The sequence below is a fragment of the Mucilaginibacter sp. genome, assembly GCF_039921305.1.
Classification (GTDB): domain Bacteria; phylum Bacteroidota; class Bacteroidia; order Sphingobacteriales; family Sphingobacteriaceae; genus Mucilaginibacter.
The window spans coordinates 21,194-35,806 of sequence record NZ_JBDSCA010000069.1; the positions used below are offsets into that span (position 1 = coordinate 21,194).

Annotated in this window: 12 protein-coding genes and 1 tRNA gene; 10 read left to right on the top strand and 3 right to left on the bottom strand. The window is 41.4% G+C overall.

The features are described 5' to 3' along the window. Positions 1 to 30: 30 nt before the first annotated feature. The gene (uvrA, locus tag ABIN91_RS19845; RefSeq protein ID WP_348053189.1) at positions 31 to 2,895 is read right to left on the bottom strand and encodes an excinuclease ABC subunit UvrA; all 2,865 of its coding nucleotides are present in this window, start codon (positions 2,893 to 2,895) and stop codon (positions 31 to 33) included. 179 nt (positions 2,896 to 3,074) lie between these two features. On the opposite strand from uvrA, the gene ABIN91_RS19850 reads away from it, so the two are divergent. Next, complete coding sequence (locus tag ABIN91_RS19850; RefSeq protein WP_348053190.1) at positions 3,075 to 3,662, top strand: hypothetical protein; 588 nt, start codon at positions 3,075 to 3,077, stop codon at positions 3,660 to 3,662. A 72-nt stretch (positions 3,663 to 3,734) separates the two neighbouring features. On the opposite strand, the gene ABIN91_RS19855 is transcribed toward ABIN91_RS19850, so the two are convergent. Then, positions 3,735 to 4,613 (bottom strand): lytic transglycosylase domain-containing protein, encoded by an 879-nt coding sequence (locus ABIN91_RS19855; protein ID WP_348053191.1) that lies wholly within the window; start codon positions 4,611 to 4,613, stop codon positions 3,735 to 3,737. Positions 4,614 to 4,933: 320 nt separating this feature from the next. On the opposite strand from ABIN91_RS19855, the gene ABIN91_RS19860 reads away from it, so the two are divergent. The 9 genes from ABIN91_RS19860 (at position 4,934) to ABIN91_RS19900 (ending at position 13,056) form a co-directional block, all read left to right on the top strand. Continuing rightward, on the top strand, positions 4,934 to 6,487 hold the full coding sequence (locus tag ABIN91_RS19860) for a pseudouridine synthase (protein WP_348053192.1): 1,554 nt from the start codon (positions 4,934 to 4,936) through the stop codon (positions 6,485 to 6,487). Between the two features lie 83 nt (positions 6,488 to 6,570). Continuing rightward, complete coding sequence (locus tag ABIN91_RS19865; RefSeq protein ID WP_348053193.1) at positions 6,571 to 7,698, top strand: lactonase family protein; 1,128 nt, start codon at positions 6,571 to 6,573, stop codon at positions 7,696 to 7,698. A 597-nt stretch (positions 7,699 to 8,295) separates the two neighbouring features. Continuing rightward, entirely contained in the window at positions 8,296 to 9,438 is a 1,143-nt protein-coding gene (gene bshA / locus ABIN91_RS19870; protein ID WP_348053194.1) for an N-acetyl-alpha-D-glucosaminyl L-malate synthase BshA, read from the top strand. A 302-nt stretch (positions 9,439 to 9,740) separates the two neighbouring features. Further along, positions 9,741 to 10,217 (top strand): SRPBCC domain-containing protein, encoded by a 477-nt coding sequence (locus ABIN91_RS19875; protein ID WP_348053195.1) that lies wholly within the window; start codon positions 9,741 to 9,743, stop codon positions 10,215 to 10,217. Beyond that, positions 10,198 to 10,521 (top strand): metalloregulator ArsR/SmtB family transcription factor, encoded by a 324-nt coding sequence (locus tag ABIN91_RS19880; RefSeq protein ID WP_348053196.1) that lies wholly within the window; start codon positions 10,198 to 10,200, stop codon positions 10,519 to 10,521. The genes ABIN91_RS19875 and ABIN91_RS19880 overlap by 20 nt, the downstream gene beginning before the upstream one ends. Positions 10,522 to 10,658: 137 nt before the next feature. Then, on the top strand, positions 10,659 to 11,153 hold the full coding sequence (locus ABIN91_RS19885; protein ID WP_348053197.1) for an SRPBCC domain-containing protein: 495 nt from the start codon (positions 10,659 to 10,661) through the stop codon (positions 11,151 to 11,153). Between the two features lie 14 nt (positions 11,154 to 11,167). Further along, positions 11,168 to 11,638, top strand: coding sequence for an SRPBCC domain-containing protein (locus ABIN91_RS19890; RefSeq protein WP_348053198.1), 471 nt, complete (start codon positions 11,168 to 11,170; stop codon positions 11,636 to 11,638). A 390-nt stretch (positions 11,639 to 12,028) separates the two neighbouring features. After that, on the top strand, positions 12,029 to 12,685 hold the full coding sequence (locus tag ABIN91_RS19895; protein WP_348053199.1) for a DUF6624 domain-containing protein: 657 nt from the start codon (positions 12,029 to 12,031) through the stop codon (positions 12,683 to 12,685). 297 nt (positions 12,686 to 12,982) lie between these two features. After that, positions 12,983 to 13,056: transfer RNA gene (locus tag ABIN91_RS19900), tRNA-Ala, on the top strand. Positions 13,057 to 13,634: 578 nt separating this feature from the next. Here ABIN91_RS19900 and ABIN91_RS19905 read toward each other — a convergent pair. Then, positions 13,635 to 14,072 carry a VOC family protein gene (locus ABIN91_RS19905; protein WP_348053200.1) on the bottom strand — a complete coding sequence of 146 codons (438 nt, stop codon included), beginning with the start codon at positions 14,070 to 14,072 and terminating at the stop codon, positions 13,635 to 13,637. Positions 14,073 to 14,613: the final 541 nt, after the last annotated feature.

Below are 14,613 nucleotides of genomic sequence, written 5' to 3' on the forward strand. Positions count from 1 at the left end.
TTTGTTTGAGGCTTTCAAACGTCTTTCAATTTACTTCTTTTTTTGGCTGGCTGTCAAGTCCATTTCCTTTTTCAGGAATTTCCCCGTAAAGCTGTCCTTAACCTTACATAAACCTTCGGGTGTACCTTCAAACAATATCCGGCCACCGCCAGAACCACCTTCGGGGCCAAGGTCGATCACATGATCGCAAACCTTAACCACATCCAGGTTATGCTCAATAACTAAAACAGTATTACCCTTATCAACCAATAAATTGATCACGCCAAGTAACACATTAATATCTTCAAAGTGCAAACCTGTTGTAGGCTCATCCAAAATATAGAAAGTATTACCGGTATCTTTTTTGGATAGCTCGGTAGCCAGCTTAACACGTTGTGCCTCACCGCCTGATAGCGTAGTTGACGACTGTCCCAAAGTGATATACCCCAAACCAACATCGGCAAGGGTTTGTATTTTACGATGGATAGATGGGATATGCTCAAAAAACGGACAAGCATCCTCAATACTCATATCCAATACATCGCTGATAGATTTACCACGATACCTAACTTCCAAAGTTTCGCGGTTATACCTACGGCCATTGCATTCCTCGCAAGGCACTTGCACATCAGGCAAAAAATTCATTTCTATAACCTTCAAACCAGCGCCCTGACAGGTTTCGCACCTGCCACCTTTTACATTAAACGAGAAACGCCCCGGTTTATAACCCCGGATACGTGATTCCGGCAAGGCCACATACAGGTTACGAATATCCGAGAATACCCCGGTGTACGTTGCCGGATTAGAGCGTGGCGTACGCCCGATAGGCGATTGATCTATCTCGATCACTTTATCAATATGCTCCAGGCCTTCTATCTTATCATAAGGCAGCGGATGTTTCTTCGCCCTAAAAAAGTGATGGTTTAGGATAGGGTATAAAGTCTCGGTTATTAAACTTGATTTACCACTGCCCGATACACCGGTTACACCTATCAATTTCCCTAACGGAAAATCAACGCTAACCTTTTTCAGGTTATGGCCTGTCGCCTTTTTCAAAGTCAATGTTTTACCATTTCCCTCTCTTCTTGTTTCGGGAGTAGCGATGGCACGTTCACCGTTTAGGTATGATGTGGTAAGCGTATGCTCTTTCATTAGTTGTGCTGGCGTACCTTGTGCAACTATCGTTCCACCGTGTACACCGGCTGCCGGGCCCATATCTATTACATGGTCGGCCTCCAAAATCATATCCTTATCGTGCTCAACAACCAAAACGGTATTGCCTAAGTCACGTAAGTTTTTCAATGCCTGTATTAAGCGATCATTATCACGCTGGTGCAAACCAATGCTTGGCTCATCCAGAATGTACATTACATTCATTAATTGTGAACCGATCTGCGTAGCCAAACGGATACGTTGCGCCTCGCCACCCGATAATGTTTTAGCTGTACGGTCCAATGTCAGATAACTCAAACCCACATCCAGCAAAAAGCCGATTCGTGAGCGGATCTCTTTCAGTATCTCTTTACCAATCACATTCTGGCGCTCGTTCAGCCTGTCTTCCAAACCAACAAACCAGGCTTGTAAGCTTATGATATCCATAGTAGCCAGCTCGAATATATTCTTGCCGTCAACCTTAAAATGCAACGATTCCTTTTTCAAACGCGCCCCATCACAAACGGGGCAATTCTTTAAAACACGATACGCTTCCATATCGCCCAAAGCATCCTCGCCACGTTTTTCCTGCTGCTCTTCCAGCATCTTTATGATACCATCAAAGCTGATCTGGTAATTGGTAACATTCCACTTATTATACTCAACCGGAACGGTAACCAATTCGTGCGAACCGTTTAATATAATATCAAGTTTTTCGCGGGGTAGTTTCTCTATCGGCGTAGCCAGAGCGAAATCATATTTCTTGGCTAAAGCCTTCAACACCTGGAATACCCAGGTTTCGCGATATTCGCCCAACGGAGCCAAACCACCATTCATAATACTCAGCTTGGGGTTCGGTATTACCGATGCCTCGTCTATCTCAAAAATATAACCCAAACCATCGCAACGCTCACAAGCGCCATAAGGCGAATTGAAAGAGAAAGTATTAGGCTGCGGTTCATCATAAGATATCCCCGAAACCGGGTCCATCAAATATTTACTAAAATAATACAGATTGTTATCCTTATCGGCGATACGGATAATACCCTTGGCAATTTTCAACGCGCTCTGGATAGAGGTATGCAAACGTTTCAGATCTTTATCAGTAACCACTAACCTATCCACCACAACATCAATATCGTGAATTTTATAACGGTCAACCTGCATTTTGGGTTCAACGTTCAACATCTCGCCATCAACCCAAACTTTGAGGTAACCTTGTTTGCGAATCTGTTCAAATAACTCCCGGTAATGTCCTTTACGGCCTTTTACCGATGGCGCTAAAATATTAATAGGCTGACCATCAAATTTTTCCAGAATGGTTTTCAGGATCTGATCTTCAGACATCCGCTCCATCTTCTCCCCCGATACATAAGAGTAAGCCTCGCCCGCTCTCGCGTAAAGCAAACGCATAAAATCGTATATCTCGGTAATTGTACCTACGGTTGAGCGTGGGTTTTTACTGGTCGTTTTTTGTTCGATTGCGATAACCGGACTCAGACCCGATACCTTATCTACATCCGGCCGTTCCATACCGCCCATAAACTGGCGCGAGTATGCCGAAAACGTTTCCATATAACGGCGTTGCCCCTCGGCGTAAATGGTATCAAACGCTAAGGATGATTTGCCGCTGCCACTCAAACCGGTAATTACTACCAGTTGATTACGCGGAAACGAAACATCTATATTTTTTAAATTATGTACCCGGGCACCATACACTTCAACTTCACTTTGCTCGCCAAGGTCAACAGTTTTTTCGGTCATATTTTTTGTAGAGACAATTGATAAACTTACTTATACTTAACAAGTTTTAAAAAATTGCAAGTATTTAAAAAGCGTGCAAAGATAACGAAAAAAAGGCTGCTATGCTATCAAACTTAGTATTATGAATAGATTATGATTTACACCTGTTTATTATTTAACTTAGATGACAATAGTTGAATATGACAGTAAAAGAAGCATTAATAGGATTCTATAAATTCAATAGTTTGAATTTGACCGACGACTTTGAAGCGCACTGTGTGAGAATTTACATTGGATGCATTCTGGCGCCGGTGCCTAACATTAATGCCCGGAAAAAGTATCTCAAATTTCACGACTTGCATCACATTATGTCGGGCTATGGCATAGATAGAGTTGGCGAGAGTGAAATAAGCGCATGGGAATTAGGTTCAAGAAGTTGCAGAAAACCATTGATCTCAGTTATGAATTTATTTGCCCTATCAACAGGTTTTATATTAAAACCGAAAAAAGTAACAGCAGCGTTTTATAGGGGCTGCAAAAGCAAAAATCTATATTACCTGTCGGATTCAATGACGGAAGAAGATATTGACACCTTGCAGATCGATAATATAAAGATTGAACATTTAGAGATACATGACAAAGTGAGATACAAATGGTTAAGGCAAATAGAGTTTATAGGTTACCTGTTCTTCTCTATGATCATTCACATAACAATGCTGATAGCAGGTAAGTTTTTACTTACTGCCGAATGGGTAAAAAGCCGCATAACCAAAACAAGCCCCGCTTAAATTACCCCACAAAAAAGCCGGCTTGCTTTCGCAAACCGGCTGTGGTAACGTGCTCCTTATTATTGGGTTAGCTTAATTAAAAGCTAATACTTCTCCGTTAATTTCGGTATTAACACCGTAAACCGGCTTCTGGTAAGTATAACCGTATAGCTTCGGATCGTTAATGATCTCTTTCATCGCTATCAGGTTATAAACATAAGCGCCTGTTTCGGTATTCATTTTTATTTTAAAGTAATTACATTGGCACTGCTTGCGCATCAACCGCGCCAAATTTGGCGATCCGGTATTGTAAGCGGCAGCAACCATTGCCCAGCTTTTAAATTCGCTGTGTAACTCGCGCAGGTATTTACATGCGGCGATAGTTGATTTACGCAGATTTAAGCGTTCATCCCGGTTTTTATTAACTTTTAAACCATAAGTACGTGCCGTGCCCGGCATAAACTGCCATGCGCCATAGGCACCTCTGCTTGAACGGCCTTCTCCAAAACCAGATTCAACAAGCGGGATGTACTTAAAATCGTCGGGAATACCATTGGCCTTTAATATCGGCTCAATGATAGGGAACATTTTTTCAGCCTTTTGGTGCAAAATATTGCTTTGCACCTTGCTAAAATTATGTAACCTTAATGATCTTTTCATTTTCCCCCGGCTTTTCTCGTCGTGCTTGGGTAGCTTCTCATCAGCAAAATTCAGACTGTCAATGGAGTTATTTTTGTGGGCTATAAAGCCTACGCGAACGCGTTTTGAATCGTAGTAATTTGATCCATTTAATACGTTAAAACTTCCATGTCCGGCTGTGCTTTCTGCTACTGATACGGGTTTGAACCTGGAGATTTCGGTGACTGCTTCGGGCAAAACTGTCCAAAAAATAAGCAGTCGGGAGATGATCATTGTCACTGCCATAACGGAGCACGTTACTAAGTGTTTTTTAATCATTTTCCTTTTTTCCATGTATAAATTTAATGGTGAATACTGCTGCAAAGATACCCCATATAATACACGATGTCAACCTTTTACTTAAAATCAAGGCTTTTACCAAGAGCGTTTTCGGTTCAAAATCGTACTTGAAAGCATCATAAGCGGTGATTTTTGCAGGGGTAAAAAAAATGAGATTTTGCTAAATTACCCACCCGTTTCGGGGGCTTTTTTGCCATATCGGCAACAGCCAACACCCGTATTCTGCCTAAAATGGCACCCAAACTTTTACTTGCCGTTGTTGTTAAAATGTTATAATTTTGTAGCCCCGCTGTGACAGCGTTAAACTTTAAATAATGGCATTTAAAAAATCAGGAAATAGTCGCGACGACAAATCCAATTCATCCCGCAGGTCTTCAACCGGCGGACCCGACAAATCAAACAGATCAACATCATCTTCACGCCCACGTTCAGCATCAGGCCCTAAAAAGTTTGAAGGCGACGGCGACCGCCCAAAGAAATCTTTCGGAGGCGAATCAACAGGCGAAAAAAAATCCTTTAACAAAAACTTCAGCAAGCCAAGTGGCGAAGGTTTCAAAAAATCTCCTTACGGGACCAAAGATTTTAACCAGAGCGGCAAAAGCGAAGGTGGTTTCAAAAGCGAAGGTGGTTCTAAAAAATCCGGCGAGTCATCAAGAGCTGGTAAAAGGCCATACGGAACACGTGATACAGGCGATAGCCGCCCACCACGCGAAGGTGGTTACAAAAAGCCAGAAGGATCAGGAGATTTTAAACGCAAACCATACGGAACCAGAGATTCATCATCATCAGATACTCGCCCTCCACGCGAAGGCGGTTTCAAAAAAGCAAGCGGCGATGCACCAAGCTTTAGCCGTAAACCTTACGGGACCAGGGAAGGTGGCGATAGCCGCCCACCGCGCGAAGGTGGCTTCAAAAAAGAAGGTAGTGGCTACAAAGGCAAATCTACTACGGCAGCCGGGTCAGATTCACGCCCATTCCGCGCCCGTAAAGAAGACGACAATAAAGACAAAAAAACAGTACCATATAATAGGGAACCAAAAAGAACTGTAAAACCACCGCAACGTTCAACACGCGAAGGTTTTTCCGAAGCTGATGTACAGCCTGATAGAACCATGCGTGGTCGTAAAAAATCGACGCAGGATACTGATAAAGGTAAGATCAGGCTTAACCGTTACATTTCAAACGCGGGCATTTGCTCTCGCCGCAAGGCAGATGAGCTAATTGTTGCCGGTGTTGTAAAAGTAAACGGCGAAGTTATTACTGAACTTGGTTTCAAAGTTGACCCATATAAAGACGAAGTACGTTACAATGGCGAAACCTTGAAACGTGAGAAAATGGTTTACGTTTTATTGAACAAACCAAAAGACTACATCACCACTACCGAAGATCCACAAGAGCGCCGCACCGTTATGCACCTGGTTGAAAAAGCCAGCAAAGAACGTATTTATCCTGTTGGCCGCCTTGACCGTAATACGACAGGTTTATTGCTAATGACCAATGATGGTGACTTAGCCGACAAACTATCGCATCCAAAAAGCAACATCAGCAAATTATACCATGTTGAGTTAGATAAAAGCTTACTACAAGGTGATATGAACAAAATTGGCTACGGTATTGAACTGGAAGATGGTTTAATTAAACCAGATTCGGTAGCTTACGTAACCGGCGCATCAAAACGCGAAATTGGCATACAAATACACAGCGGTAAAAACCGTGTTGTACGCCGCATATTCGAGAGCTTAGGTTATGATGTTGTAAAGCTTGACCGTGCTATTTACGCCGGCCTAACCAAAAAAGATTTACCACGCGGACGCTGGAGATATCTTGAAGAACAAGAAGTTATCCAACTGAAACACTTAATAAAATAACATCGAAACCTCCTGCCAAAAACAGGAGGTTTTTTGTTGGATATAGATTTATTAACTTGCACCACCAAGATAGCTATCCAACTATGAAAAAGATACTCTTATTACTTTTGCTGGCCTTCCCGGCGATAAGCATTGCTCAAGGTAAAGCTTACAACCTGCTTATTGGCACTTACACCACAGGTAAAAGTGAAGGTATTTATGTGTACCGTTTTGATACCACAACCGGCAAGGTAACTTACCAGGATAAGGTAACTGGCATTAACAATCCATCATATATCGCGATATCTAACGATCGTAAGTTTATTTATTCCGTTAACGAGGTAGGCTCTGATCGTACAGGCAGTGTAAGCTCTTTTTCATTCGATGCTAAATCGGGTAAAATAACGCTGATCAATAAACAACCATCAATAGGCGCAGGTCCATGCTATATTTCGGTTGATAAAGCCAATAAGAATGTATTTGTGGCAAATTATGCTGGCGGTAGCTTAACTGTTCTCCCTATTAAAGCAGACGGCTCTTTAGGCGAACCATCACAGAATATACAAGACGAAGGTACGGGCCCGAACAAAAGCCGCCAGGAAAAGCCGCATGTGCATACAGCGGTATTATCGCCCGATGAGAAGTTTTTGCTGTATACCGATTTAGGTACCGATAAACTGAACATCATGAAGTACAACCCATCGGCAGCTAAACCATTAACTCCAGCGCAACCCGCGTTCGTTGCTTCTGTAGGTGGTGATGGCCCAAGGCATATCGCTTTTAGTCCGGATAATAAATTCATGTACCTGATACACGAGATGGGTGGTGATATTTACACTTATGCTTACAACAACGGTCAATTGAAAAAGTTGGCTTCAACCACCATCGTACCCGATGGTTTTTCGGGATCAATAGGCGCGGCCGATATCCATATCTCGCCCGATGGTAAATACCTTTACAGCACCAATCGCGGAAGTGAGAACGAGATAGAAACCTTCAGGATCAACAGAGAAAACGGAGCGTTGGCACTGGTAGACAGAACATCAAGCATGGGTAAAACGCCCCGCAATTTTGTGATAGACCCAACAGGCAATTTTTTACTGGTAGCCAACCAAAACAGCGATGATGTTTATGTTTTCCGGATCAACAAAACTACAGGAAAATTAACTTATACCGATACTAAGATCATTGTTGGAAATCCTTCTTGCTTGAAGTTTGCGGCTGTAGATTAAAATCGCTGAAAGTATAAGTTATGGACGACATATATTGGAAGTTTCAAATACGACGAGCTACAAATTTAAGTTCAAAAGAAATGCTTGGTACTACACATTCTTTACTATTTGAGAACGGGTATAGAATTATCAGAAGGACGGACAATACGATATCGTTTGATAATGGGAGCACAGGTTTGACTTGGGTATCGAAACATGAAGCTTATTTAAGACTTGACAAGGGCACATTCCAATATATCACATACATTAACCAACCAACAATCAAGTTCACCTATTTTATATCTTTTATAACAGAGTTAGTCTTTTTAATATTGATAACATTTTTTGCAATTGTTGCGAATTATTTGATTTTTTTGGGATTTATACCTTTTGCCATTCAGTTTGCTGTTAAAATAAATATTATCAAAAACCGCACTAATACAATGCTACTTCGTCTTGATTCTTGATTCTTACCTCTCGCACTTTTCCTCCCTGTAACTAATTTGTCACGCTTTTAATTTTTACATACCGTTCACATTAAATGTAAATAATGGATTTACCTTCGATTATTAAAACTATGTACGCGGTGCATGGTTAATGCTAAACCCATCATATCAAATGAAGATAGGAATTGTATGTTATCCAACCTTTGGCGGCAGCGGCGTTGTTGCTACCGAATTAGGTAAAGCCTTGGCTGATAATGGCCACCAGGTACATTTTGTTACTTATAACCAGCCCGCAAGGCTTGATCTCTTTTCCGAAAATCTATATTATCACGAAGTATCTATATCCAAATACCCGCTGTTTGATTTTCCACCTTATGAGCTTGCCTTAGCCAGTAAACTGGTTGATGTGGTAAGGTTTGAGCAACTGGATATTTTGCACGTACACTACGCCATTCCGCATGCTTCGGCAGCGTTCATGGCTAAACAAATATTAGAGACTTACGGTATCCATATCCCGGTAGTAACTACCCTGCACGGTACCGATATCACACTGGTTGGTAAAGACCGTACCTACAAACCCGTAGTTACCTTCTCCATCAATAAATCCGATGGTGTTACCGCTGTTTCGCAGGATTTGAAAGATGACACCCTGAAATTTTTTGAAATAACCAACGAGATCCGCGTTATACCCAACTTTATCGATCTTAAACGCTTCAGTATGAAAGCTAAAGATCATTTCAAAAAAGCTATTGCCCCTGCCGGCGAGAAGATATTGGTACATACGTCCAACTTCCGTAAAGTTAAACGTACACAGGATGTGGTGCGGATATTCGCCATCATCAGCAAAATCATCCCATCCAAATTATTGATGGTTGGTGACGGGCCCGAACGCTCAGAATGCGAACAGCTTTGTCGTGATCTGGAAGTTACCGATAACGTTCGGTTTTTAGGTAAGCAGGAAGCTATCGAAGAGATTCTATCTGTGTCCGATTTATTTATGATGCCATCACAATCCGAAAGTTTTGGACTGGCAGCATTAGAAGCGATGGCTTGCCGCGTACCCGTAGTAAGCTCAAACGCGGGTGGTTTGCCCGAGTTAAATATTGACGGCGTAACCGGTTTTATGTGCGACCCGGGCGATATTGACACTATGGCTGCTAAAGCCATCTATATTTTAGAGGATGACAAACGCCTGGAAACCTTTAAAACCAACGCTCTTGCCCGCGCCAAAGAGTTTGACCTAAGCCTGATACTCCCCATTTACGAAAGCTATTACCAGGAAGTAATTGCCCGCAGTAAATCTTTATCTATCTGATCAGTCACCTAAAATTAATAGGTTAGAAGAACCAGATAGAAGTCGGGCTGATAGCTTGCATATTATTGTCCCTTTCAGTTTGTTTGGCTAATTTTTAAGTTGGTTGGCCTCGTTGCAGAATCTATCAAGATAATCACGCACGCCAGGGTCCCTTCGCGGTTAAGTTCATACCTTATTATTTATTACTCCAGTATTGTTTCTTTCGGCACTTTAAGGTATTGGGATACGGGCGGTGGTTGACCGGCAAGCCATTAGTAAAAAAAGTAAAATATATTTGCGTAACCCAGAAGTTACTTATATATTTGAGTAACCTTAAAGTTACCTATATGACAAAAGTTATTCAACACCAGTACTTCTTCGCCCACCCCGTTGAGACGGTATGGGAATACCTCACTAACGCCGAACTCATGGGGCAATGGCTCATGAAAAACAATTTCGAGCCGGTAATGGGGCATGAATTTCAATTTCGTACCGGCGCAAAAGCGAACCTAAATTTCGATGGCATCTTTTACTGCAAGGTACTAAACATTGAACCCTTAAAAACATTAAGCTACTCCTGGAACTGCGGCCCCGGCGCAGGTAGCATCACGCTGGAATCCGTGGTGACCTGGCGACTGGAATCTAAAGACAATGGTACGCAGGTGTTCCTGGATCATCGTGGCTTTGACAGGGCAGAAAACCTGGATATGTACCACGGCCTTATGCATGGCTGGTTGGAGAAGTTCCAGAACATCGACAAACTTTTAAACGCTGGAGCTCATGGCCATACCAACGCTTGATACCTTCCAGGTCATCGGAGATCCCAGCCGCCGCAAGATGTTGATATTGCTCTCGGAGGATAGCCTGACCATTAATAATCTGGCGGACAATTTCGACATGAGCCGTCCGGCCGTTTCCAAACACGTTAAAATATTGGAAACAGCCGGCTTTATTTCCATTCAGGATATAGGCAGGGAACGGTATTGTACACTAAAAAAGGATGGGTTCGAAGAATTACAGGCTTGGTTGAACTATTTCGATGAGTTCTGGACTTTGAAACTTAAAAAATTGGAAGCACTGTTAAACGGCAAATTACCAAACTAAAAACAATATGTATGATCACATCAAACTTTACAACTATCCTGTTGACCGCATTATTATTGTCGAATTGGAACAATAGCCCAAAGCAATTGACCGTAACAAAAGATCCGGTCAAAGCAATCTATTTAAAACAACATCATATGGAAAAACAAAATTATACCGCCTCTATTTTAGTGGAGCAGAATCCAAAAATAGCTTTCGAAGCAATCAAAAACTTTCGCGGCTGGTGGTCTGAAGAAATAGAAGGCCGAACAGATAAATTGGGTGATGTATTTGTTTATCACTACAAAGATGTCCATATCTGTAAAATGAAACTCGTAGAAATGATACCGGATAAAAAACTGGTTTACGAAGTTTTGGACAATCAGTTCAGCTTTACAAAAGATAAGACAGAATGGATAGGCACTAAACTCATCTTCGATATTACTTCGGAAAATGGTAAGACAAAAGTTAAATTCACACACGAAGGCTTGGTACCGGAATATGAGTGTTATAAAGTTTGTAACGATGCCTGGGGGAACTATATTACAAATAGCCTATACAGTTTAATTACCACAGGCAAAGGAAAACCTAACCCCAAAAATGCTGACGGTTTTAATGCCGAGTTAGCAGATAAATGGAAGATCAAACATTAAAACCAAAATCAAGCATGAAAACACACGATTTTACAACAACCTTATCGGTAAATCAAAGCCCGGAAGAAGTATTCAATGCTATTAATAATATCCGCGCCTGGTGGTCTGAGGATTTTAAAGGACACTCGGAAAAACTAAATGATGAATTTGAGGTCCGCTTTGCCGACATGCACTATTCCAAACAACAATTGACCGAAGTAATATTGAACGAAAAGGTAGTTTGGTTGGTTACCGAAAGTCATCTCAGTTTTCTTGAAGATAAAACCGAATGGACCGGTACCCAGGTCCGTTTTGAAATTTCTAAAAAAGACGGCAAAACACAGGTCCATTTTACACATGTTGGTTTAGTTCCGGAAAGTGAATGTTACAAGGACTGCTTCAAAGGCTGGAACTATTTTCTACAGCATAGCTTATTTAACCTAATCACCACCGGTAAGGGACAACCACATTTCAAGGAAGATATCATGGTGAAAACCGAAGTATAGTTGAATTATGGAACGTGATATCAGAATAAAGTATTTTTTTACGTAGCCGCCTGAAAAGGTTGGGCATGCCTGATCAAATCCAGAACGGCACAGTACCTACCGAAAATACAGACGTTTTAGAATTATAATGGTGTCGTTTTTTAGCCATTTTTTTGATAACAAAATACTGAACAGGGAACCAACTACCCTATTCAAATGCCTGAAAACCGGCTAGGGCAAATTTGGCCCTTCAGGAATGATGTACGAAACAGGATTCCTGAAGGAGCCCCTAGCTTCCCAACGGCCTGGATACGGTTGAGCAAATGACCCAAATATCAAAATTGCGCAGTTGTAAAACAGTTGTCATTTAGGCTAAATAATTTTTACTTTTGTCCTTTAAGCTGCCGGCCAATGAAAAAATTACTTTTCACCACTTTTTGGTTATTAGGTTTGTGGTGCGCACAGGCGCAGCAAAAAGCAATTAATCAGCCATTGGCCGACAGCCTGGCAAAATGGGCTGAACTTGACCAAACAGCGGCGGGCCCGCGGTTGGGCAGGGTTAAAGACATGAACGACACAGAACGGGCGAATTATAGCGATAGTGTTTTCGCTTCTAATGAACGTCGGCTTCAAAACGTTTTTGACAGGTATGGGTTTCCCGGCTATGCTCTCGTGGGCAAAATGGGCAGTAACCATTTCTGGCTGATGACACAGCACTGCGACCATGATGTCGCTTTCCAGGAAAAAATATTAGCAGCGATGCAGGTACATGTGGCCCGGCAAAATGCGGATGCGAAGAATTTCGCTTATTTGACAGATCGCGTCAGGATCAATACTGGCAGGAAGCAGCTCTACGGTACACAAGTGACCTATAACCTGAATAGCTGCCAGGCGACCCCCAAGCGGTTGGCCGATAGCTTGACCGTGAATAAAAGGCGGAAGGAAATCGGGCTTGAACCCATTGAAGCCTACCTAAACTGGATGTCGAAAATCCATTTTGAGATGAATAAAGCGGTCTATGAAAAAAAAGGGATCCATCAACCCAAATTGATTCCCGAACCCAATTAAATTATTGAAGGCTTATAGGGCAAAATATGACAAACTTTTCTTGCTTGTACCTTGCTTTTTTTCCTTACTAAGTGGATTTCGACAATTTCATCTTTGAAAAGGCAGATTGTACACATTTAAGGTGAATCAAACACAAGCGAGTTCGATGCCTTAACCTTATGCAGAAAAAGAAATTGTTCAACAACTTAACAAAAAGCCCTTTAAACCCATTAGGAGGCTTTACTGTTTTATAACAATTTGTAAAACTAAATTTGCCCGGAAAAACTTTTTTACTACTTTTGCCATCCCAACCAAAACGGGGGATTAGCTCAGCTGGCTAGAGCGCTTGCATGGCATGCAAGAGGTCATCGGTTCGACTCCGATATTCTCCACTCAGACACTTAATGCACCTGGTAGTCAGCTATTTAGCTACTAACCAGGTGCTTACTCTGACAAAACTCTGCCACAGCATGTGAATTTGCATGCCATGGAAACGGCAGAAATCACCTACACAACACCCAAATTATTCAAGGAAAAAAAGACCAATCTCCTTCCAAGAGGCTCTACAAAAGCCCGCGACGAAGCGAAACAAAGCTGGTACATCGACTTTTCTTTTACAACATAGGTTACCGTTTATAAGAAAACGGCAACCTATTGGCTTTGGCTTGATATTAAAAAATCAACCTTAATCTTGAAATTCCCCCGATTTTAAATCTTGCGGCTCAGCCCCCCATTCGATCATTATAATTATAGCACGTTTGATTATTATGATAATAGCACGAGATTATGCTAACAACATTGATTTGAGGAGTCGGTGATACTACTTATCTTTATAATAAATTGTTGATCACTATAAAGTGAGTAAGATACTTTTAAAAACGAAAGGCTGGCTTCTTTACGCTTTTTTACAAACATCCAGATCATCAGCGTGGCTTTTAACCTGGCCGCTTATTACACAATTGCTTTGTTGTTATTTTTGATCGGGATCAAATGTGATTTTCCAATTGATTCCAAATTTGTCAACCACTATTCCATAATGTGTGCTCCAAAAAGTTTGACTTATAGGCATCGTTATTTTTCCTCCCGCCGATAATTCATCAAATATGCGATAAGCATCCGCTTGACTTTCGGTATTTATATAAAGGAAAAAGTTATTTGTAAAAGTGCCTTTTGATTTCTCATAAGCTTCGACACTATCATTGCCCATTAAAACGGTTTCTGCGTTAATTTGTAAAGTGGCATGCATGATCTGTTCATCAGTGGAACCCGGAAACCATTGCCTGGTTTCTTCAGGTACATCTTTATAGCGTCCCATGAATAAAATTTCACCACCAAAAACTGTTTGATAAAAATGAAATGCAGCTTCACAATTATCTTTAAAAATTAAATACGGACTTAGTTTTATCATCACTTTATTTTTTAATTCGGTTAAATGGAATTTAAGTAATCGATCTTAGCCTTCACTCATTGATGTCCACGGACAGGTATTAAAGATTGTAAAAGATTCTGATGCCAGGCTTTTTCGCCTGATTATAAAGGCTGAAGTCAGCCGCGAAATTAAAAATGGCCCAGGAAAAGCCGTGTACTTGAGAAAAAATTTCAGGTAGTGATGATACATTCAACTAATATAGCGGCTCCGTTATTGAAGTCAAAGTGATCGTCGGTAAAAACCGCCATTAAAACGGTGAATAGTGAATAATAAACGGTAAATGATGTTTGACACGGCTCAACCCTATAAATGCCTCATTCAGAATTTAACGAAACATCCACATTACATAAATCAAACATAAAGTGCCTACAGTGGTTGATTACCACAATAGCATACGCAGAATTTTCATGAGCAAAGTATTTACGATAACCGAAGGATTAGAGAACATGGGTGCAATGCGCACTGGAGGTCAGGGTTCGGTATATAAAGGGCGTCGTATAGGAGCCATCATAACGGCGGT

Coding starts and splice junctions, on each gene's coding strand:
- uvrA (WP_348053189.1), bottom strand. CDS start 2,895: ATGACCGAAAAAACTGTTGACCTTGGCGAGCAAAGTGAAGTTGAAGTG.
- ABIN91_RS19850 (WP_348053190.1), top strand. CDS start 3,075: ATGACAGTAAAAGAAGCATTAATAGGATTCTATAAATTCAATAGTTTG.
- ABIN91_RS19855 (WP_348053191.1), bottom strand. CDS start 4,613: ATGGAAAAAAGGAAAATGATTAAAAAACACTTAGTAACGTGCTCCGTT.
- ABIN91_RS19860 (WP_348053192.1), top strand. CDS start 4,934: ATGGCATTTAAAAAATCAGGAAATAGTCGCGACGACAAATCCAATTCA.
- ABIN91_RS19865 (WP_348053193.1), top strand. CDS start 6,571: ATGAAAAAGATACTCTTATTACTTTTGCTGGCCTTCCCGGCGATAAGC.
- bshA (WP_348053194.1), top strand. CDS start 8,296: ATGAAGATAGGAATTGTATGTTATCCAACCTTTGGCGGCAGCGGCGTT.
- ABIN91_RS19880 (WP_348053196.1), top strand. CDS start 10,198: ATGGCCATACCAACGCTTGATACCTTCCAGGTCATCGGAGATCCCAGC.
- ABIN91_RS19885 (WP_348053197.1), top strand. CDS start 10,659: ATGGAAAAACAAAATTATACCGCCTCTATTTTAGTGGAGCAGAATCCA.
- ABIN91_RS19890 (WP_348053198.1), top strand. CDS start 11,168: ATGAAAACACACGATTTTACAACAACCTTATCGGTAAATCAAAGCCCG.
- ABIN91_RS19895 (WP_348053199.1), top strand. CDS start 12,029: ATGAAAAAATTACTTTTCACCACTTTTTGGTTATTAGGTTTGTGGTGC.
- ABIN91_RS19905 (WP_348053200.1), bottom strand. CDS start 14,072: ATGATAAAACTAAGTCCGTATTTAATTTTTAAAGATAATTGTGAAGCT.